The sequence below is a fragment of the Usitatibacter palustris genome (genome assembly GCF_013003985.1).
In the GTDB taxonomy this organism is placed as follows: Bacteria; Pseudomonadota; Gammaproteobacteria; order Burkholderiales; family Usitatibacteraceae; genus Usitatibacter; species Usitatibacter palustris.
Window position 1 is genome coordinate 25,347 of the sequence record NZ_CP053073.1, and the last position, 18,695, is coordinate 44,041.

At 65.3% G+C, this 18,695-nt stretch carries 19 protein-coding genes; 8 read left to right on the forward strand and 11 right to left on the reverse strand.

Annotated features, from left to right (window positions below):
- Positions 1-64: 64 nt before the first annotated feature.
- From DSM104440_RS00105 to DSM104440_RS00125, 5 genes are read right to left on the reverse strand one after another with little or no spacing between them, the layout of a single operon-like run.
- Positions 65-2,275, reverse strand: coding sequence for a type IV pilus secretin PilQ (locus DSM104440_RS00105; RefSeq protein WP_246212068.1), 2,211 nt, complete (start codon positions 2,273-2,275; stop codon positions 65-67).
- On the reverse strand, positions 2,272-2,799 hold the full coding sequence (locus DSM104440_RS00110; protein WP_171159603.1) for a pilus assembly protein PilP: 528 nt from the start codon (positions 2,797-2,799) through the stop codon (positions 2,272-2,274). Before DSM104440_RS00110 ends, DSM104440_RS00105 begins: the two co-directional genes overlap by 4 nt.
- A complete protein-coding gene (locus DSM104440_RS00115) occupies positions 2,796-3,443 on the reverse strand; it encodes a type IV pilus inner membrane component PilO (protein WP_171159606.1) in 648 nt (215 codons plus the stop codon). Before DSM104440_RS00115 ends, DSM104440_RS00110 begins: the two co-directional genes overlap by 4 nt.
- On the reverse strand, positions 3,440-4,045 hold the full coding sequence (locus DSM104440_RS00120) for a PilN domain-containing protein (RefSeq protein ID WP_171159608.1): 606 nt from the start codon (positions 4,043-4,045) through the stop codon (positions 3,440-3,442). The genes DSM104440_RS00115 and DSM104440_RS00120 overlap by 4 nt, the downstream gene beginning before the upstream one ends.
- The gene (locus DSM104440_RS00125) at positions 4,042-5,139 is read right to left on the reverse strand and encodes a pilus assembly protein PilM (protein WP_171159610.1); all 1,098 of its coding nucleotides are present in this window, start codon (positions 5,137-5,139) and stop codon (positions 4,042-4,044) included. The genes DSM104440_RS00120 and DSM104440_RS00125 overlap by 4 nt, the downstream gene beginning before the upstream one ends.
- Before the next feature lie 173 nt (positions 5,140-5,312).
- On the opposite strand from DSM104440_RS00125, the gene DSM104440_RS00130 reads away from it, so the two are divergent.
- On the forward strand, positions 5,313-7,637 hold the full coding sequence (locus DSM104440_RS00130; RefSeq protein ID WP_171159612.1) for a penicillin-binding protein 1A: 2,325 nt from the start codon (positions 5,313-5,315) through the stop codon (positions 7,635-7,637).
- A 6-nt stretch (positions 7,638-7,643) separates the two neighbouring features.
- A complete protein-coding gene (locus DSM104440_RS00135; protein ID WP_171159614.1) occupies positions 7,644-8,252 on the forward strand; it encodes a hypothetical protein in 609 nt (202 codons plus the stop codon).
- Here the strand turns inward: DSM104440_RS00135 and hemB are convergent.
- Positions 8,249-9,220, reverse strand: a complete 972-nt coding sequence (hemB, locus tag DSM104440_RS00140; RefSeq protein ID WP_171159616.1) for a porphobilinogen synthase — start codon at positions 9,218-9,220, stop codon at positions 8,249-8,251. The genes DSM104440_RS00135 and hemB overlap by 4 nt on opposite strands.
- Positions 9,221-9,414: 194 nt before the next feature.
- Positions 9,415-10,116, reverse strand: coding sequence for a ribosome biogenesis GTP-binding protein YihA/YsxC (gene yihA, locus DSM104440_RS00145; RefSeq protein ID WP_171159618.1), 702 nt, complete (start codon positions 10,114-10,116; stop codon positions 9,415-9,417).
- Between yihA and DSM104440_RS00150 the strand changes: the two genes are divergently transcribed.
- Complete coding sequence (locus DSM104440_RS00150; RefSeq protein ID WP_246212069.1) at positions 10,115-10,705, forward strand: c-type cytochrome; 591 nt, start codon at positions 10,115-10,117, stop codon at positions 10,703-10,705. The two genes, yihA and DSM104440_RS00150, sit on opposite strands and share 2 nt — an antisense overlap.
- On the opposite strand, the gene DSM104440_RS00155 is transcribed toward DSM104440_RS00150, so the two are convergent.
- From DSM104440_RS00155 to thiD, 4 genes are read right to left on the reverse strand one after another with little or no spacing between them, the layout of a single operon-like run.
- Complete coding sequence (locus tag DSM104440_RS00155; protein WP_171159622.1) at positions 10,702-11,823, reverse strand: GGDEF domain-containing protein; 1,122 nt, start codon at positions 11,821-11,823, stop codon at positions 10,702-10,704. The two genes, DSM104440_RS00150 and DSM104440_RS00155, sit on opposite strands and share 4 nt — an antisense overlap.
- A 7-nt stretch (positions 11,824-11,830) precedes the next feature.
- Positions 11,831-13,123 (reverse strand): glutamate-1-semialdehyde 2,1-aminomutase, encoded by a 1,293-nt coding sequence (hemL, locus tag DSM104440_RS00160; RefSeq protein WP_171159624.1) that lies wholly within the window; start codon positions 13,121-13,123, stop codon positions 11,831-11,833.
- Complete coding sequence (gene thiE / locus DSM104440_RS00165; protein WP_171159626.1) at positions 13,092-13,766, reverse strand: thiamine phosphate synthase; 675 nt, start codon at positions 13,764-13,766, stop codon at positions 13,092-13,094. The genes hemL and thiE overlap by 32 nt, the downstream gene beginning before the upstream one ends.
- The gene (gene thiD, locus DSM104440_RS00170; protein WP_171159628.1) at positions 13,756-14,589 is read right to left on the reverse strand and encodes a bifunctional hydroxymethylpyrimidine kinase/phosphomethylpyrimidine kinase; all 834 of its coding nucleotides are present in this window, start codon (positions 14,587-14,589) and stop codon (positions 13,756-13,758) included. The genes thiE and thiD overlap by 11 nt, the downstream gene beginning before the upstream one ends.
- A 144-nt stretch (positions 14,590-14,733) precedes the next feature.
- Between thiD and DSM104440_RS00175 the strand changes: the two genes are divergently transcribed.
- The 5 genes from DSM104440_RS00175 to DSM104440_RS00195 all read left to right on the forward strand — a co-directional run bounded on the left by DSM104440_RS00175 (position 14,734) and on the right by DSM104440_RS00195 (position 18,693).
- Positions 14,734-14,931, forward strand: a complete 198-nt coding sequence (locus DSM104440_RS00175; RefSeq protein ID WP_171159630.1) for a rubredoxin — start codon at positions 14,734-14,736, stop codon at positions 14,929-14,931.
- A 189-nt stretch (positions 14,932-15,120) separates the two neighbouring features.
- Positions 15,121-15,486, forward strand: a complete 366-nt coding sequence (locus DSM104440_RS00180) for a response regulator (protein WP_171165553.1) — start codon at positions 15,121-15,123, stop codon at positions 15,484-15,486.
- Positions 15,487-15,519: 33 nt separating this feature from the next.
- Positions 15,520-15,885, forward strand: coding sequence for a response regulator transcription factor (locus DSM104440_RS00185; protein WP_171159632.1), 366 nt, complete (start codon positions 15,520-15,522; stop codon positions 15,883-15,885).
- A gap of 15 nt (positions 15,886-15,900) precedes the next feature.
- On the forward strand, positions 15,901-16,413 hold the full coding sequence (locus DSM104440_RS00190) for a chemotaxis protein CheW (RefSeq protein ID WP_171159635.1): 513 nt from the start codon (positions 15,901-15,903) through the stop codon (positions 16,411-16,413).
- Positions 16,414-16,437: 24 nt separating this feature from the next.
- Positions 16,438-18,693 (forward strand): methyl-accepting chemotaxis protein, encoded by a 2,256-nt coding sequence (locus DSM104440_RS00195; protein ID WP_171159637.1) that lies wholly within the window; start codon positions 16,438-16,440, stop codon positions 18,691-18,693.
- The last annotated feature ends 2 nt before the right edge of the window (positions 18,694-18,695 follow it).

The following is an 18,695-nucleotide window of genomic DNA, read 5'->3' on the forward strand; positions in this document are numbered from 1 at the left end:
TCGAGGATAGCGAAAAAAAAGCCCCGGCAACGCCGGGGCTTTCTGGAGACTGTGTGCCTGGCGATCAGCGCACCGTCAGGACGTCCTTCACGATCTTGGGCGTCACGAAGATCAGGAGCTCGGTCTTGTCGTCCTGCTTGTTCGTGCGCTTGAACAGGTAGCCCACGAACGGGATGTCGCCGAAGAACGGGACCTTGTCGACCGTGGTGCGCGTCGTCTGCTCGAAGATGCCGCCGAGCACGATGGTGTCGCCGTTGTCGACCAGGACCTGCGTCGAGACGCGCTTCGTGTCGATCGAGGGGATGCCCGAGAACACGACACCGACCGCGTCCTTCTTCACTTCAAGGTCCATGATGATCCGGTCGTCGGGCGTGATGCGCGGGGTCACGGCAAGCTCCAGGACCGCGGGCTTGAACGTGATCGTCGTCGCACCGCTCGCCGCCGCGGTGAAGTAGCCGATTTCCGTTCCCTGCGAGATGACCGCCTTCTTCTTGTCGGCAGTGATCACGCGCGGGCTGGAGACAACCTTGCCGCGGTTGTCGGCTTCGAGCGCGGAGAGCTCGACGTTGACCAGGTTGCCGCTGCCCAGGTTCAGGATCGACAGGGCGATCTGGCCCGCGGCGCCGGCGACCGGCAGGTTCACGTTGAGCTGCTCGGGCTGGGCACCGATCGGAATCGTGCCGATGTTGCCCGTGGTGCCGAATGCGCCTTGCGGGTCGCCGCCGGGGTACACCAGCGAAGCCGAGCCGCGCGAGACCGGGTTGTTCTGGAGCGCGTTGACCGTATCCACGCCCGAACCCGACACGCCGAAGTTGTAGTTGTTGCGGTTGAAGGCCGACTGCGTGCCGAAGCGCGCGCCCAGCTGGCGGCCCCACTTGTCATCCGCGATCACGATGCGCGCCTCGATCAGCACCTGGCGAACCGGCACGTCGAGTTGCAGGATCAGGCGGCGGGCCTCTTCGAGGCGGCCACCGGTGTCCTGCACGAACAGCGTGTTGGTGCGCTCGTCGATCGTCGCGCTGCCGCGCTTGGAGAGGATCTTCTGGTCCTTGTCCGAGAGCAGCTTCTTCAGGTCCTCGGCCTTGGCGTACGAGAGCGCAAAGCTCTCCGTGCGTACCGGCTCCAGGTCGGAGATGGCGGCGTTGGCTTCGAGGGCCAGCTTTTCCTTGGCCGCGAGCTCATCCGTGGGGGCAATCAGCACCACGTTGCCGTTCTTGCGCTTGGACAGGCCCTTCGACTGCAGGATGATGTCGAGCGCCTGGTCCCAGGGCACGTCCTTCAGGCGCAGCGTGAGGTTGCCGCCCACCGTGTCGCTGGTGATGATGTTGAGGCCCGTGAAGTCGGCGATCACCTGCAGCACCGCGCGCACTTCGACGTTCTGGAAGTTGAGCGAGAGCTTCTCGCCGGCATAGCCCGGGGTGGAGCTCTGCACCAGCTTGTTCGGATCTTCCTTGACCGGCTTCACCTCGAGGATGAACTGGGTGTCGGTCTGGTAGGCCGAGTATTCCCAGATGCCGCGCGGCTCGATCACCATCCGGGCGTTGCCGCCCTGCTCGAAGGTGTCGACGAAGCGCACCGGCGTGCCGAAGTCGCCCACGTCGAGGCGGCGGACGAGGTTGCGCGGGACGTTCGTGCTCAGGAAGTCGACGAGCACCTGGCGGCCCTGCTGGCGGATGTCGATGCCGACGTTGGCCGAGGAGAGGTCCACGATCACGCGGCCCTCACCCGTGTTGCCACGGCGGAAGTCGACGTCGCGAAGGTTGTAGCGGACCTGTGCGCCCGGTGCGGGCTCGGCGAAGACGGTAGTCCCTGCCGACGGGGCGGTGGCTTGCGCGCCCCCCGAGGTCTGGGCCTGCGAACCGTCGATCGTCACGACGAGGAGCTTGCCGTCGAGGACCTGCGTGTACGTGAGGTTGCGCGTGAGGTTCATCACCAGGCGCGTGCGCGTGGCGGTCTGCACGACGGAAACGTTCTTGAGATCGCCTTCGCCGGCCTCGACCTGGTTCTTGCCCAGGCCATTCACGGTGTCGGGAAGATCGATGGCAATCCGCGGCGGGTTGGTGACCGCGAAGCCCTGGGGCACGGCCTTCAGGGCGTCCTTGAAGCCGACCTTGACGACGATCTTTCCGCCCTGGATCGAGGAGAAGTTGATCGACTCGACCGCATTCTTGGCGGCGGCAGCCTGCGCCCAGGCGAGCGGCGCGGCTAGCACGAGCGCCACGGCCGCGAGGGCGGTAGTGAACGTGCGGGTTTTATTGCGGAGAGTGGCGATCACTTTTTGTCCCCTTTACCGGCTTCTTCCAGGAGCGGCAGGACGCTTTGCCGCTCGGCCCAGTCGCCGGCGCTGTCTTGAACGATTTCCTTCAACTTGATCTCACCTTCGTTGATGTCGGTGATCAGGCCGAAGTTCTGGCCCATGTAGTTGCCTTTCTTCACCCTGTAGAGGGTCTTGTCGGCGCGTACGAGGGCATACATGTCTTCGAGCTGCGAGAGCGTTCCCACCATCTTGAGCTGCTCGAGCGGGAAGGCCTCCAGCGGCTCCTTGCGGCGGTTCAGGTCGGGTGCGAGTCCTCCGCCAGCGCCCTCTTTCGGCGCCGACAGCTTGCGCGGCTTGAAAGGATCGGGAAGGTCGAAGCCTTCGTAGGTGAACGGTTCGAAGGGTTTGACCGCCGGCAGCGATTCGATCTTGCGCGGCAGGCCCTTCTCGGACTCGCGCACGAAGCCCTTGAGCTCATCCAACTCCGAGCTGCAACCCGCGACCAGCAGACCGGCGGCCGGGATCAGGAGCCAACGCTTCATTTCTTGCCTCCCTTGGAAACCGCGGCCTTGTCCTTGGCGGTCTTCTTCTGCTTGGCGACTTCTTCGTCATCGAGGTAGCGGTAGGTCTTCGCCACGGCTTCCATCGACAACACGCCATCCTTCGGCGGGTCGAGCCTGATGTCGGTCAGCAGCACGATCCGCGGCATCTTCGCCACGTCGCTCGAGAAGGCGCCCAGGTCGTGATAGTTGCCCGTGACCTTTATGTTTACCGGCAGCTCCGCATAGAACTCCGTGAAGTTCTCGGCGGTTGCGGGCTTGAAGAGCTCGAAGGCGAGGCCGCGACCCAGGCCCGCCTGGTTGATGTCGATCAGCAGCGCGTCCATCTCGCTCTTGTTGGGCAGCTGCTTGAGGAGCGCGCCGAAGGACTGCTCGATATCCGCGCGCTGCTGCTTGTAGGCCTCGAGGTTCACCGCGAGCTTCTTCTTCTCGATGAAGGCCTGCTTCTGCTTGTCGACTTCCTGGCGCCCCTTCTCGATTTCGTCGTTCTGTTCCTTCCAGAGGAAGACGCCAGCGGCGATCTGGATGGCGATGAAGAGGAGCACGAAGGCGCCGACCTTGACGGGCCAGGGCCAGTTGCCGGGCTGCTTCGGGTCTAGCGTCTTGAGGTCGTCGATCAGGCTCATTTCGCCCCCGCCGGCTTGGCTGCAGGCTTGGCCGACTTGCCGTCATCCGCCTTGGCCCGCTTGATCGAGATGTTCATCAGGAATTCGTTGACGCGCGCATTCGGGTTGCTCGGCGAGGGAACGGCCTTGATTTCGATCAGTTCCGGATTCTCGAGGTAGGGCGAGGCGCCGAGGTTGCGCATGAGCGTGGACACGCGCGCGTTCGACTGCGCGTAGCCCGTCACCGCGACCTTCGTATTCGTTTGCTTGACCGCCTTGAGGTAGACGCCCTCGGGCAGCTGGCGCAGGAGCTGGTCGAGCAGCTGCACGGGCTCCGAGCGGTTGCTCTGGAGGCCTTCGACCACCTGCTTCTTGGCCAGCAGCGACGCCGTTTCCTCGCGGATCTTGCGGATCTCCTCGATCTGCTTGTCGAGCTTGGAGATCTCGTTCTTCATGTACGCGACGTTGGCGCGCTGCTGCTCGACCTGCTGGTCGAGGAAGAACCAGACGGCTCCAGCCACGACGGCGCCGATCAGCACCACGAGGCCTGCCAGGACGCCGAATTGTTGCTGGCGGCGTTTGCGCTTCTCTTCCCGGTGGGGAAGTAGGTTGATGCGAATCATGACGGGTCGAACCTGCGCATCGCGAGCCCGCAGGCGATCATCAGCGACGGTGCGTCGATGGTGAGCTGGCGGGGCTTGATCCGGGACGAAAGGGCCATGTTCGCGAACGGGTTCGCGACGATGGTGTGGACCTGCGTGCGCTGGGCGACCATTTCCTCGAGCCCGTCGAGCATGGCGCAGCCGCCCGTGAGCAGGATGTGGTCGACCTTGTTGAATTGGGTCGAGGTGAAGAAGAACTGCAGCGCCCGCTGGATCTCGAGCACGATCTTCTCGTTGAACGGCTGCAGCACGTCCGGCCCGAAGTTCTCGGGGAGGTTGCCCACGCGCTTGGCGGCCTCGGCTTCTTCCGGCGGCATGTCGAACTGTCGGGCGATGTCCTGGGTCAGATGGTTTCCACCGATCTGCTGCTCGCGCGTATAAACAGTCTGGCCGTTATGAAGAACCGTTACCCGGGTGACCGTGGCGCCGATATCGACGACGACCGTCACGTCGCTTTCCGAAATGCCCGAGTTGCCGCCGCAGATCAGCTCGAAGGCGGTCTGGGAGGCATAGGACTCGACGTCCATGACGATGGTCTTGAGTCCGGCAGCTTCGCTGGCGGCGACCCGGTCCTCGATCTTTTCCTTGCGCGAGGCGGCGATGAGCACCTCGACCTCGTCCTCACCCGAGGGGGCGGCCCCCAGGATCTGGAAGTCGAGGTTGACCTCGTCCAGCGAGAACGGGATGTATTGGTTGGCTTCCCCCTGGACCTGGACTTCCATGTCCTCTTCCCGCTGGTTGCCGGGGAGGATCACCTTCTTGGTGATCACCGCGGCGGCGGGAAGGGCGAGGGCGACGTTCTTGATCCTCGAGCCGAGGGCTTTATGGGCGCGTTTGAGCGCCTCGCCTGCGGCCTCGATGTTCGCAATATTCCCGTCCACCACCGTATCTTTCGGCAGCGGCTCGATTGCGTAGCGTTCGACGCGATAGACATTCCGGCCCGCTTCCGCGATCTCAACCATCTTCACGGACGACGAGCTGATGTCACAGCCGATCAACGGCGGCGTCTTGGCTTTTAGGAAGTCGAACTGGGCGGCTAATTTTTCTTTAATCATGATGGAAGGTTAGCACCCACTACGAAGAATCTACTTTAGATGCTAGCAACAAGTCCTAGGCCTGTAAAGCAATTTGTCGGAAGGGCCCCCTGTGGACGCCGCGTTTATAATGTCTCGGCCGAATCGATTCTCGCTGCCCGCGTCCGCTTTATGGACCCGAGGCGGAGCCCAAAATGACCTCCCGTTGGTGGTTTTATCCCGCGCTGATCGCTGTCTCCCTGGCCCTCGTGGCCGTGGGTGTGGCCGCACTCACTGTCGTCCTCTTGTGGCCGAACCTTCCGAGCCTTGAAGTTCTTACCGACTACCGGCCCAAGATTCCGTTGCGGGTCTACAGCGCCGAAGGAGAACTGATCGGCGAGTTCGGCGAGGAAAAACGGGCGGTGGTGAAGATCGCCGACGTCCCGGAGATCATGAAGAAGGCCATCCTCGCGGCCGAGGATGATCGCTTCTACCAGCACGGCGGGGTCGATTACACCGGGGTCGCCCGGGCGGCGGTCGCCAACCTCCAGGGCCGGCGGGAGGGCGCGAGCACCATCACCATGCAGGTGGCCCGGACCTTCTTCCTGACCCGGGAGAAGACCTTCGCCCGCAAGCTTTCCGAGGTCCTGCTGGCGTTCAAGATCGAGGCCCTGCTCACCAAGGACCAGATTCTCGAGCTTTATGTAAACCAGATCTTCCTGGGCCAGAGGGCCTATGGGTTCGGCGCGGCGGCGAACATCTACTTTGGTAAGGACCTCAAGGCCCTTAGCCCGGCCGAGGCCGCGATGCTTGCCGGCCTGCCCCAGGCACCCTCCCGCCAGAACCCGCTGGTCAATCCCAAGCGGGCCCAGCAGCGCCAGCAATACGTCCTGCGCCGGATGCACGACCTGGGCTGGCTGGCCCCCGACTCTTATAAGAAGGCGCTCACCGAGCCCCTTCGCCTGAATACCGACCAGCGCGACACCTTCGCCTTCCGCGCCGACTACGTTGCCGAGATGGCCCGCGCCGCGGTTTTCGAGCAGTACGGCGATCCGGCCTACGTGAGCGGCATCAAGGTCTACACCACCGTCCGGCGCAAGGACCAGGAAGAGGCCACGGCAGCCTTGCGCCTGGGGGTCTACGAATACGACCGGCGTCACGGCTACCGCGGACCGGAGGGCCGGGTCGAATTGCCCGAGAAGGACGCCGAGTCCGAGGACACGATCGAGGAAGCCCTCCAGGACCGAGAAGCGGTCGCGGACCTCGTTCCGGCCGTGGTGCTGGCGGCAAGCGCCAAGGAAGTCACGGCCGTCATGCGCCGCGGCGACACCGTCAAGATCAGCGGCGACGGGCTCAAGTTCGCCGCCCGCTCGATCGGCGGCGGGGCGAATCCCGATCGGGCGATCCGGCGGGGCTCGATCGTGCGGCTCCAGGCCGGGGAAAAGGGTGCGTGGTCGATCGCCCAGGTTCCCAAGGTCGAGGCCGCGCTGGTTTCGCTCGAGCCGTCGAATGGGGCCATCCACGCGCTCGCCGGCGGTTTCGACTTCAATGCCAACAAGTTCAACCACGTGACCCAGGCGTGGCGCCAGCCCGGGTCGAGCTTCAAGCCCTTCATCTATTCGGCGGCGCTGGAGAAGGGTTTCACGGCAGCGACCGTCCTCAACGACGCGCCTTTCGTGATCGAGGCCTCGAAGACCGGCGGCCAGCTCTGGGAGCCGAAGAACTACGACGGCAAGTACGAAGGACCGATGCGCCTGCGCACGGGGCTCGCGAAGTCCAAGAACATGATTTCGATTCGCCTGCTGCAGGCGATCGGCCCGGGATACGCCCAGGACTACATCCGCCGCTTCGGCTTCGATCCGCGGATGCACCCGGCGTACCTCACCATGGCGCTCGGCGCCGGATCGGCGACGCCGCTGCAGATGGCCACCGCATACGCGACCTTCGCCAACGGCGGCTACCGCGTGAAGCCGTGGTTCATCACGCGCATCGTCGACGATCGCGGTGAAACGCTTTACGTCGCGAAACCCGAACTCGCCGGCGAATCCGCGGAACGCGTACTCGATGAGCGCAACGCGTTCCTGATGACTCAACTCATGCGCGACGTGGTCCGGTCGGGCACGGCCGCACGGGCCATGTCGCTGGGCCGCAACGATCTCGCGGGCAAGACGGGCACGACGAACGATCACATCGACGCGTGGTTCGCCGGCTTCCAGTCGACGCTGGTGGCGGTGTCCTGGATCGGCTTCGATACGCCGACCAATCTTGGCGTGAACGAGACCGGTGGCCAGGCCGCGCTACCCATCTGGATGTCGTACATGGGTGCGGTGCTCAAGGGCGTGCCCGAGGGGGACCTGCCGCTGCCCTCGGGCGTCGTCGCGGTGAACATCAATCCGGTCACCGGACTGCGCGAGGCCGACGCCCGCAGCAAGCTGATGGAGTTCTTCTACGCCGAATCCCAGCCGGCGATGGGAGAAGAGGGCGCGTTCGCACGCGACGCCACGCGTCCCCCGGAAGAAGTCCGCAACCAGATCTTCTGAGGCGCGATGGCCAAGGCTCGCTCGCGGAAGGATCTCAACTTGCGCCTGCACATCGCGTACCTCGCGGCGCGACTCATGGCCGAGGATGGCGTAAGCGACTACGGTGCGGCCAAGCAGAAGGCGGCGCGGCAAGCGGGGCTGCGCGACGCGAACCTTCTTCCCGACAACCACGAGATCGAAGCCGCGCTGCGCGAGTACCAGGGTCTCTACCAGAAGGATGACCAGCCGCTTCAGTTGCGCCGGATGCGCGAAGTGGCCGTGCAGGTGATGCGCGAATTCGAGGCGTTTCATCCTGCGCTGGTCGGCTCGGTGCTGTCGGGCACCGCGGGCCGTCACTCCGACGTGAACCTCCAGCTTTTTCCGGACGACTCGAAGGCGCTGTCGCTGTTCCTGCTCAACAAGCGCTACGAGTTCGAGGAAGGCGCGCGTCGCATTCGCCGCGGCGAGGGCTTCATCGAGGTTCCGCAATTCGCGCTCGAAGTCGACGGTATTCCGGTCACGCTCACGGTGTTCGATCCCGATGAAGAGCGCAGCAGCCCGAGACCGCGTGCGGACGTCGCGCCGCAGCGCGCGCGGCTCGCGGAAGTCGAAGCCCTGCTGGGAACCGAACCCTAGCGCTGCGAGAGTTTCGCGGCTGCCTCGAGCGCGAAGTAGGTGAGGATCGCGTCGGCGCCGGCGCGCTTGAATCCGAGCAGCGCCTCGAGCGCGCACGCATCGCCGTCGATCCATCCTTGCGCGGCCGCGGCCTTGAGCATCGCGTACTCGCCACTGACCTGGTAGACGAACGTCGGCGCGCCGAACCGCTCCTTCACGCGCCAGACGATGTCGAGATAGGGCATGCCCGGCTTCACCATCACGAAGTCCGCACCCTCCTCCAGGTCGAGCGCGATTTCGCGCAGCGCCTCGTCGGAGTTGCCCGGGTCCATCTGGTAATTGCGCTTGTCGCCCTTGCCGAGGCTTGCACCTGAACCGACAGCATCGCGGAAAGGCCCGTAAAACGCCGACGCGTACTTCGCCGAGTAAGCGAGGATGCGCGTATGGATGAAGCCCTTCGCGTCGAGCGCATTGCGGAGCGCTCCGATGCGTCCGTCCATCATGTCGGAAGGGGCAACGATGTCGACGCCCGCTTCGGCGTGAGCCAGCGCTTGCTTCGAGAGTGCCGCGAGCGTCGGATCGTTCACGACGTAACCGCTCTCGTCGATAAGGCCGTCCTGCCCGTGCGTCGTGTAGGGATCGAGCGCGACATCGGTGATCACGCCGAGCTCGGGGAATCGCTTCTTGAGTGCGCGCACGCAGCGCGGCACCAGTCCCTGCGGATTGAATGCTTCGTCGCCATTGGGCGACTTCAGCGAGGCTTCCACGACGGGGAATATCGCGAGCGCCGGAATGCCCAACTTCACGGCCTGCTCCGCGAGGGGCAGCAGCTCGTCGATGGATCGACGAAAGACGCCCGGCATCGACGCCACGGGCTGCACGGACTTCGTCCCATCGAGCACAAACACGGGAAGAATGAGGTCATCGACCGACAGGCGCGATTCGCGCACCAGGCGACGCGTGAAGTCGTCGCGCCGCGCGCGGCGCATTCGTCGATCAGGGAACTTTCCGAAGGGCGACGTCATGTTCCAGTTGTCGGAAAAACGGAAGCGAAAAAGGCCGGGAACTTTAGCACGCGGCCCGCGCTCTATCGTTTGAAGGGTCTACACCCTTCCCCGCTTCTCCTCCCTGAGCGGGTGCCTTAATCCCAATTAAGGCTTTTTTGCCCCGGCTTTACTCCCCTTTAGCCGGGGCTTTTGTTGTCTGCGACCCACGCAGATATTTTCGCTCCAGCCTCCGACAATCCCTCGCGCTTCGTGCTGGAAAACAGCTGCAGCGTGGCGCCCGGATAGACCTCCATGAGTTCGCGCCGCGCCGCCGAGAGCGTGCGCTGCTGCGCCTGCTTCGAAAGTTTGTCGGCCTTGGTGAGCAGCACGTGCACCTTCCGTCCCGAAGGCAGGAGCCAATGCAACAGGCGCTTGTCGAGCGGCGTGAGCGGATGACGCGCATCCATCACGACGATCACGCCCGCGAGCGAAGGGCGCGTTCCAACGTAGTTGCCGACAAGCTGGTCCCAATGGTCGCGTACTTCCATGGGCACGCCCGCATAGCCGTAACCCGGCAGGTCGACGAGGAACGCCGTCTCGGCGATCGTGAAGAAATTGATGAGTTGCGTGCGACCCGGGGTCTTGCTCGCGAACGCCAGGCGCTTGCGTCCGGCGAGGGCGTTGATCGCGCTCGACTTGCCCGCGTTCGAACGGCCCGCGAAGGCAATTTCAGGCGCGCCGGGGCCGCGAAAGTCGCGCGGATCGTGCGCGGAGTACGCAAAGACAGCCGAAGCGAGCCTTAAACCGCCACCTGCGTTAAAATCCGGGGGCTTTTTCGCTTCCCTTTTCTTCTCGCGAGGTTTTTCAATGCGTGCCCTGACGGGTTTTGCCGGACTCATGGCGCTAGTCTACGCAAGCGTCGCGCAAGCCGCGGCGCCAGCTGCGCCGCCCAAGGCCGACCTCGAGCGCGGCAAGCAGATCGCCACGACCGTTTGCGCGGCTTGCCACGGTGCCGAAGGTGCAAGCGTCGCCAGTGCCAATCCGAACCTGGCCGGCCAGAACGCCGAGTACATCGCGGCCCAGCTCGCGGCGTACAAATCTGGCGCGAGGCCCAATCCGATCATGCAAGGCATGGCCGCGGGCCTCTCGCCCGAGGACATGTTCAACGTCGGTTCGTATTTCGAGCGCCAGAAGCCCGTGTCCGGAATGGCCAAGGACAAGGCGCTCGCGCTGCGCGGCCAGCAGGTCTGGCGCGGTGGCGTGAAGTCGACCGGCGTGCCTGCGTGCGCAGGCTGCCATGGTGCGGCCGGTCGCGGGATGCCGGTGCTCAATCCGGCGCTCGCGGGCCAGCACTTCGAGCTCACCTACGGTTGGCTGAAGGCCTATGCCAGCGGTGGACGCACGCATCCGGTCATGAACGCGGTCGCCGCGAAGATGACGGACGCCGAGATGAAGGCCGTCGCGGAGTATGTGAGCGGCCTTCGCTAGGTCGCGAGCCGGGCGAGGTTTCGCCCCTCGCGCTTGGCGGCATACAGCGCGGCATCCGCCGCGCGAAAAAGCTGGTCCGGATCCTCCCCGTGCTCGGGAAAGAGGCTCACGCCCACGCTCGCGCTGATCTCGACGCTGTGCCCGGCGATCAGGTAGGGCTTCTCGAGCTCGCTGCGCAGTTTCTCGGCGACCTGGATCGCGTTCTCCCGGGTCGCGCCCGGCAGGATCGCGAGGAATTCGTCGCCGCCGATGCGGCCCACCGTATCCGAGGCCCGCACCGCCATTCGCGCGCGCCGGCCCACTTCTCCGAGCAGCGTGTCGCCTGCGGCATGGCCGTATGAATCGTTCACGCTCTTGAATCCATCGAGGTCGAACAGCGCGACCGCGAAGCCCTGCTCGCCGCGTTTGGCGCGAATGACTTCCTGCGCGAACCGGTCGTTGAGCAGCGTGCGGTTCGGAAGGTTGGTGAGCGGGTCGTAGTGGGCGAGGTGCTCGATGCGCGCTTGCGCATGGCGCGCGCGCGCGTGCGAGTGCTGGAAGATCGCGAACAAACCCGCGAGCACGCACACCGATCCCACCAGGAGCAGCGTCACGTAGAACTTGAGGTTCTCGCCGACGCGGATCTGCGCGACCGAGCCTTCGTTGATGCGCTGCGTTTGCGTGACCAGCGAGCGCTCGAGCGCGGCCCACGCCGCCGTCTCGATCGCCTCGGACTCGCTCGGAATCGCGCGCGCACCGACCCGCATGTGCAAGCCGAAAGCCTTGACGCCCTCGGCGAGCTGCGCGGTGGTCGCCGCGAGCGTGGCATCGGCCTGGGCGCGCGTGACGACATAGTCGAGGTTGGCGGCGATCTCCACCTCGTAGCGCTCGACCGACTGCGCGGCCGCCGGATCCCCGGTGAGCGCGTGCACGCGGGCCGCGTACTTGAGCTCGTGCATCGCGGTGCCCAGCGACTCGAGCCCCTCCTTCACCTGCAAGGCGCCGATCACTTCCCGATTGAGATCGGTCTCGCGTTGCACGTCGTAGACCACGACGATCGCCAGAACGAGGATCGTGAAGGCCGCGATGAGCAGCCCCAGCGCCGTGACGCGCTCGACGGGGGGCGGCGTCAGCGGCACGTGCTTTTCAGCCCGAGCGAATCTCGGCGAAGGCTGCGCGCGCCGCCGAGAGCGTTGCCGCGAGCTCGGCTTCACCATGCGCCGAAGAGACGAACCCCGCCTCGAATGCCGAGGGCGCGAGATAGACGCCCCGGTCGAGCATGGCGTGGAAGAATCGCTTGAACGCTTCCCGGTCCGAGTCCATCGCTTCCGCGAAGGTGCGCGGTGCGGCGCTGCGAAAGAAGAACCCGAACATGCCACCGAGACTCGCGGTGCTGAAGGCGATTCCCGCGTCGCGCGCTTCTTTTTCGAGCCCGGCCACGAGCTTCGCGCTGGTGGCGCCGAGGCGATCGAAGAATCCGGGCGCAAGCACACGCTTCAGCGTGGCGAGGCCCGCGCTCACGGCCACCGGATTTCCGGAGAGTGTTCCCGCCTGGTAGACGGGGCCCAGCGGTGCGAGCTTGGCCATGATGTCGCGCCGTCCGCCGAACGCGCCCACGGGCAATCCGCCGCCGATCACCTTGCCGAGCGTCGTGAGGTCCGGCGTGATGCCGAAGAGACCCTGCGCGCCTTCGGCGGCCACGCGATAGCCGGTCATCACCTCGTCGAAGACGAGCACCGCGCCGTGCTGCGTGCACAGGCGCCGCAGGACCTGGTGGAACTCCAGCGTGGGCTTCACGAAGTTCATGTTGCCCGCGACGGGCTCGAGCACGACAGCCGCGATCGTCGAGCCATGCCGCGCGAACAATTCTTCCAGGTGGGCCGGATTGTTGTACTCGAGCACGACGGTCTTCGCGACGATATCGGCGGGCACGCCCGCGGAGGTCGGGTTGCCAAACGTGAGCGCGCCGGAGCCCGCTTTCACGAGCAGGAAATCACTGTGGCCGTGGTAACAGCCCTCGAACTTCACGATCACGTCGCGTCCGGTGAAGCCACGCGCGAGGCGCAGCGCGCTCATCACCGCTTCGGTGCCTGAACTCACGAGCCGCACCTGCTCGAGCGAGGGCAGGCTCGCGGTGAGAAGCTCGGCCATCTCCAGCTCGAGTTCGGTGGGCGCGCCGAAGGAAAGACCGCGCGCGGCCGTGCGCTGGACGGCATCGACCACCTGCGCGTCGGCGTGGCCCAGGATCAGTGGGCCCCACGACAGCACGTAGTCGATGTACTCGCGTCCATCGACGTCGATGACCTTCGCGCCGCGCCCTTCGCGGAAGAAAACGGGTGTGCCGCCGACCGCGCCAAAGGCCCGGACGGGCGAATTCACCCCGCCCGGAATCCGCGCGAGGGAGCGTTCAAAGAGGAACTTGGAGTTTTCGAGGGCCATGTGGCTCCGGAGTGTGCGCAAAAAGCGCCGCGAAGTCTCGTGCCATGCCGCGGACATCGGGCGCGTCGAAGAGCGCGGAGATGACCGCGACCATGTCCGCGCCCGCGGCAATCGCGAGCGGGGCGTTGTGAAGCGTGATGCCGCCGATGGCGACGACGGGTAGTCCCGAAGCGTCCCGCGCCTGCGCGATGCGCTCTAGCGGCGCGCGCACCGCCTGCGGCTTCGTCGACGAACCGAAGCAGCTGCCGATGGCGACATAGTCGGCGCCTGCGAGTGCCGCGGCGCGCGCGCGCTCCGGATCGTCATAACAGGAGACGCCGACCAGCCGGCCCGGAAGGGCTTCGCGTGTGCGGGCGACATCGCCGTCGTCGCGCCCCAGGTGCACGCCATCCGCATTTACCGCGAGGGCGAGCTCGAGGGAATCGTTCACGATGAAGAGGCCGCGACCGGCGCAGCGCTCGCGAAGGGCGTGCGCCTGATCCAGGGCAGGGCCGGGTGCGAGGGACTTCGCGCGGTATTGAACCAGGGTGGCGCCGCCGGCGAGCGCCTCGTCCACGAGGTTCGCGAGTCGCGCGGTGTCCGGGGTCTCGGGCGTGATCGCGTAGAGCCCGCGCAGGGCCGGCGCGCCCACCTTACTTGTCATCGCCCTCGCCGGCCGCGTCGCGCGCCCAGAAAAGCCGGTCCGGAATGTGTTGTCCCATGCCGAGGCGATACCCCTGCGCGAGCGATTGCCAGGTGTAGTCCTGCGCTTCGTACACGGCGTCGCCGATCTCCAGTCCGCGGGCGAGGTTCGCGGCGAGCGCCGAGGCCAGCGTGCACCCGGAGCCATGGAAGCTTCCGGGAAGGCGCTGCCAGGTATCCGAGCGCAGCACGCCGCCGCGGTGATAGAGCGTGTTCACCACCTCGGGGGTCGAGTCGTGCGTGCCGGTCACGAGTACGTACTCGCAGCCGGAATCGAGCAGGTGCTGCGCGCATTCGGCGAGGTCGGCATCGCCCTCGTCGTCCTCGGCGAGGCGGCGAAGCTCCAGGATGTTCGGGGTGACGATCGTGCTTTGCGGAACCAGCAGCTCGCGCGTCGCGATGATCATGTCTTCGCCCGCGAATTCGTCGCCGCGGCCGGAGGCGAACACGGGATCGAGCACCAGGGGGATGTCGGGATAGTCGGAAACCACCTCGGCGATCACGGTCACGATCTCGGTGGAGCCGAGCATCCCCATCTTGAACGCCGCCACCGGCATGTCCTCGAGGATGCAACGGGCCTGGTCGGCCACCCAATCCGGGTCGATCGCGAGGAAGGATTCGACGCCGGCGGTGTCCTGGACCGTGATCGCGGTCACGACCGACAGCGGATGGCAGCCCATGCTCGCCAGGGCAAGGATGTCGGCCTGGAGGCCCGCCCCACTGGTGGGATCGGAAGCCGCGAAGGTGAGGACGGTGGGCGGGGGTGTTACCGAGGGAGCTGGCATGAAAAACAGGGCGGCGGCGGAGGGTTACACTCTTACACTTGCAACCACTTGTCGATTGCGCCCCTCAGGTGGGGGTCGATACCATCGTTGTCCGGTCTCGCGGCGCGTGTCCGCATTCTACTTCAACAGGACTCACGTTCGCCCATGCTTTCCTCGACAGCGCCCGCGCTTGAACCGTACAAGACGTGGAAATGCAACGTTTGCGGGCTCGTTTACGATGAGTCCGAGGGATGGCCCGAAGACGGCATCAAGGCGGGCACGCGGTGGGTCGACATTCCCGCCGGCTGGTGCTGCCCCGAATGCGGGGCGCGCAAGGACGATTTCGAAATGGTCGAGTTCTGAAGCGGAGAAGACTTCGGAAACGGCTTCAAGATAGTGCAGCTATTGCTTGTTTTGGTTGAATAAAAAGGCTAACCTGCTCCCACCATAAAGCGCGGCGAATAGTCCGACGTCCTTGGGAGAGCGCGCGCTGCGGGACGAACACAAGAGGACATCGTGGCGGACTCCAAGAACCTCACGGGCGTGCGCGTGATGGTGATCGATGACAGCAACACCATCCGGCGGAGCGCGGAGATATTTCTCATGCAGGCCGGCTGCCAGGTCATCCTCGCGGAGAACGGCTTCGACGCGCTCGCGAAGATCGCCGACCACCAGCCCGACCTCATCTTCGTCGACATCATGATGCCGAGGCTCGACGGCTACCAGACGTGCGCGCTCATAAAGAAGAGCGGCCGGCACGGGGCCACGCCGGTGATCATGCTTTCCTCGAAAGACAGCCTTTTTGACCGTGCGCGCGGGCGCATGGTCGGCAGCGACGAATACCTGACCAAGCCCTTCACGAAGGAAAGCCTCCTGAAGGCGGTCGAGACGCACCTCGCGCAGAAGAACGCGGCGTGAGGATGAATTCAATTTCCGATGGAGTGATGTGACATGGCAATCAAGAAAATCATGGTGGTGGACGACTCTCCCACCGAACGCGCATACATGGAAAGCGTCCTCAAGAAGAGGGGCTACGAAGTGGTCGTCGTCGACAGCGGCGAAGCGGCCATCGAGAAGGCCAAGGCCGAGCAACCCGACCTCATCCTCATGGACGTGGTGATGCCGGGGCTCAACGGCTTCCAGGCCACGCGAGCCATCACGCGCGAGGAGTCGACCAAGCACATCCCCGTGATCATCTGCACGACCAAGGACCAGGAGACCGACAAGATCTGGGGCCTGCGCCAGGGTGCGAAGGACTATGTGACCAAGCCGCTCAACGAAGGCGAGCTGCTCGAGAAGATCAAGGCACTGGGCTAGGAACGGACGAACGCCATGGCCCGACGCACCGGACTCCGCGAATTCCAGCTTTCCCTGGGCGAACGCCTGCGGACGGCGACGACCGCGGCTGCGCTCCAGTCGCGGCTGGGATTCCAGGTCGGCGCGGATAACTGGTTCGTCGCGCTGCACCAGGTGAGCGAAGTGATCCCGGTGCCGCAGTCGGTGCCGGTGCCCCTGACCGCGAGCTGGTTTCGTGGCGTGGCCAACGTGCGGGGCAACCTCTACAGCATCATCGATTTCTCGTCTTTCCAGGGTGGCGACGTCACCGGTGCCGCGATGGAACGGCGCGTGATCCTGGTATCGGACCGGTTGATCGGCGGCGCCGGGTTGCTCGTGACCCGGATGCTGGGCCTGCGCAATCCGGACCAATTTGAAAAGCTTCCGCTGCCCGCGGATGCCGCCCCCTGGCTGGGCGGTGTCTATGCGGCCGCTGGAGGCACGCGGTGGCTCGAGCTGGACCTTCCCAAGCTCGTGCGGCAGTCGGGATTCCTCGAAGTCGGCACATAACAAGACGAAGCAGGAGAGATAGACATGGCGAAAGCACAGGCAGCCAAACCCAAGGGTGGCATCGCGGGATGGTTCCGCAATATGGGCGCCCCCAAGGCGAAGCCGACGGCCCGTCCGGCCTCCGCTCAGGTCTCCACGATGACCAACATCCCGGCGGCCGGCGGTCCCACGACCGGTGGTCTTCCGACGAGGCCAGGGGCCGCGCGCCCGGCACCGGCCAAGAAGGCCGTCAAGCCCGCGGGCGAGGGCCTTGCCGGATTCCGGATGCCGCTGATCGGCGGCCGACCCGTCTTCGAGCAGTTGCAGATCCTGGGCGGTCTCGCCTTCGCCCTGCTCGCCTTCACGGCCATGACGGTGTTCTTCGACGTGAAGCACCGCTCCGAGAACGCGACGTACATCACGATCACCTCGCAGATGCAGTTCCACACGCAGCGTCTCGCGAAAGCCGCGGGACAGGCCGCGCGCGGAACGCAGATCGCCTTCCCGCAGCTCCAGGACAGCCGCGACGAGTTCGCCAACTACCTCGCGATCCTGCAGAGCGGCGGCTTCGCGTTCGGCGTGGACGTCCCCAGCGCGGCGGTGAACGATGAGCTGAAGAGCCGTCTGGACGAACTGGCGCAACGCTGGCCCGAATCGTCCAACGCGGCAACCGCCATCCTCGCGGCGCAGAAGGACCTCGTGGCCCTCGCGCAGAACATCGCGCAGATCCGCGTCGGTTCGGAAGAGATGGCCACCCTCTCGCAGGAACTCACGGGCCTGATGACGCAATCGGGCTCGGCGCCTGGCCAGGTGCTGCGCGCCAACCGCCTCACGTTCCTTGCGGAGCGCCTGGGACGCGGCTCGGCGGAAATTCTCGGTTCGGAAATCATCGATCCGGAAGTGCCGTTCCTCATCGGCAAGGACACCAACGACCTTCGCGAGCTCATCAAGTCGCTCGAGAGCGGCAACGAAGCCCAGGGCATCGTCGCGATCCGCGACACCGAGACGCGCGCGAAGCTCGCGCAGCTGAAGACGCAATTCGGCGTGTTCGAGAAGAACGTGGGCCCGATCCTGCGCGAGTTGCAGAAGCTCGTGTCGGCGCGGCAAGCCGGCGCGCAGCTCGTCGCCGCATCCGAGTCGCTGCAGGGCGCGGTGGGCCGCTTCCAGGAAGCGATCCAGGGCGAGAAGTCGGCCGGTTCGATCATCGCGGTCGCAATCCTCTCGGTGATGCTCTTCATCGTGCTGGTGCTGATGGCCCTCGTATTCCTTGCGGACACACGTCGCCGCGCGGCGCAGGCCGAAGGCGAGAACAAGCGAAACCAGGAGGCCATTCTGCGGCTCCTGAACGAGATGGGCGACTTGGCCGACGGCGACTTGACGATCAAGGCGCAGGTGACCGAGGACATCACGGGCGCCATCGCCGACTCGATGAACTACACGATCGACGAGCTGCGAAACCTGGTGACGGGCGTGAACAACGCAGCCGTGCAGGTGACCCAGAAGACCGCGCAGGCGCAGACGATTGCCGCGGAGCTGCTGAACGCCGCCGAACGCCAGTCGAAGGAAATTGAGGAAACGACGAGCCAGGTGTTGCAGGTCTCGCGCTCGATCTCCGAGGTGTCGACCACCGCCGAAGAAGGCGCGCGAGTCGCGCAACGCTCGCTGGCTGCTGCCGACAAGGGCCGCCTCGCGGTGCAGAACTCGATCTCGGGCATGAACGACATGCGCGAGCAGATCCAGGAGACCTCCAAGCGGATCAAGCGGCTGGGCGAAAGCTCGCAGGAGATCGGTGAAATCGTGGAACTGATTTCCGACATTACGGAGCAGACGAACGTGCTGGCCCTCAACGCCGCCATCCAGGCGGCGTCGGCGGGTGAAGCCGGACGCGGCTTCTCGGTGGTTGCGGAGGAAGTGCAGCGACTGGCCGAACGCTCCGGTGAAGCGACCAAGCAGATCGGCGCGATCGTGAAGACCATTCAGGCCGATACGCAGGACGCGGTGGCCGCCATGGAAAAGTCGACGATGGGCGTGGTCGAAGGCGCGAAGCTCTCCGAGGCCGCGGGCCAGGCGCTCACCGAGATCGACTCGGTGACGAAGAACCTCGCGCAGCTCATCCAGAACATCTCGACGGCCACGCAGGTGCAGGCCAATGCCACGAACAAGGTGGCGCAGAACATGACCGACATCCTGGAGATCACGCGGCAGACGACGCGAGGCACGCAGCAGACGGCAGGCTCGATTCGCGACCTCGCCGCGGTGGCCCAGGAGCTCAAGAGCTCGGTGTCGGGCTTCAAGCTCTAGGA

Coding starts and splice junctions, on each gene's coding strand:
- hemL (WP_171159624.1), bottom strand. CDS start 13,123: ATGGCCCTCGAAAACTCCAAGTTCCTCTTTGAACGCTCCCTCGCGCGG.
- DSM104440_RS00180 (WP_171165553.1), top strand. CDS start 15,121: ATGGTGATCGATGACAGCAACACCATCCGGCGGAGCGCGGAGATATTT.
- DSM104440_RS00120 (WP_171159608.1), bottom strand. CDS start 4,045: ATGATTCGCATCAACCTACTTCCCCACCGGGAAGAGAAGCGCAAACGC.
- DSM104440_RS00195 (WP_171159637.1), top strand. CDS start 16,438: ATGGCGAAAGCACAGGCAGCCAAACCCAAGGGTGGCATCGCGGGATGG.
- DSM104440_RS00150 (WP_246212069.1), top strand. CDS start 10,115: ATGGCGCTAGTCTACGCAAGCGTCGCGCAAGCCGCGGCGCCAGCTGCG.
- DSM104440_RS00110 (WP_171159603.1), bottom strand. CDS start 2,799: ATGAAGCGTTGGCTCCTGATCCCGGCCGCCGGTCTGCTGGTCGCGGGT.
- DSM104440_RS00135 (WP_171159614.1), top strand. CDS start 7,644: ATGGCCAAGGCTCGCTCGCGGAAGGATCTCAACTTGCGCCTGCACATC.
- hemB (WP_171159616.1), bottom strand. CDS start 9,220: ATGCGCCGCGCGCGGCGCGACGACTTCACGCGTCGCCTGGTGCGCGAA.
- DSM104440_RS00175 (WP_171159630.1), top strand. CDS start 14,734: ATGCTTTCCTCGACAGCGCCCGCGCTTGAACCGTACAAGACGTGGAAA.
- thiE (WP_171159626.1), bottom strand. CDS start 13,766: ATGACAAGTAAGGTGGGCGCGCCGGCCCTGCGCGGGCTCTACGCGATC.
- DSM104440_RS00185 (WP_171159632.1), top strand. CDS start 15,520: ATGGCAATCAAGAAAATCATGGTGGTGGACGACTCTCCCACCGAACGC.
- thiD (WP_171159628.1), bottom strand. CDS start 14,589: ATGCCAGCTCCCTCGGTAACACCCCCGCCCACCGTCCTCACCTTCGCG.
- DSM104440_RS00125 (WP_171159610.1), bottom strand. CDS start 5,139: ATGATTAAAGAAAAATTAGCCGCCCAGTTCGACTTCCTAAAAGCCAAG.
- DSM104440_RS00190 (WP_171159635.1), top strand. CDS start 15,901: ATGGCCCGACGCACCGGACTCCGCGAATTCCAGCTTTCCCTGGGCGAA.
- DSM104440_RS00115 (WP_171159606.1), bottom strand. CDS start 3,443: ATGAGCCTGATCGACGACCTCAAGACGCTAGACCCGAAGCAGCCCGGC.
- DSM104440_RS00130 (WP_171159612.1), top strand. CDS start 5,313: ATGACCTCCCGTTGGTGGTTTTATCCCGCGCTGATCGCTGTCTCCCTG.
- yihA (WP_171159618.1), bottom strand. CDS start 10,116: ATGAGTCCGGCAAAACCCGTCAGGGCACGCATTGAAAAACCTCGCGAG.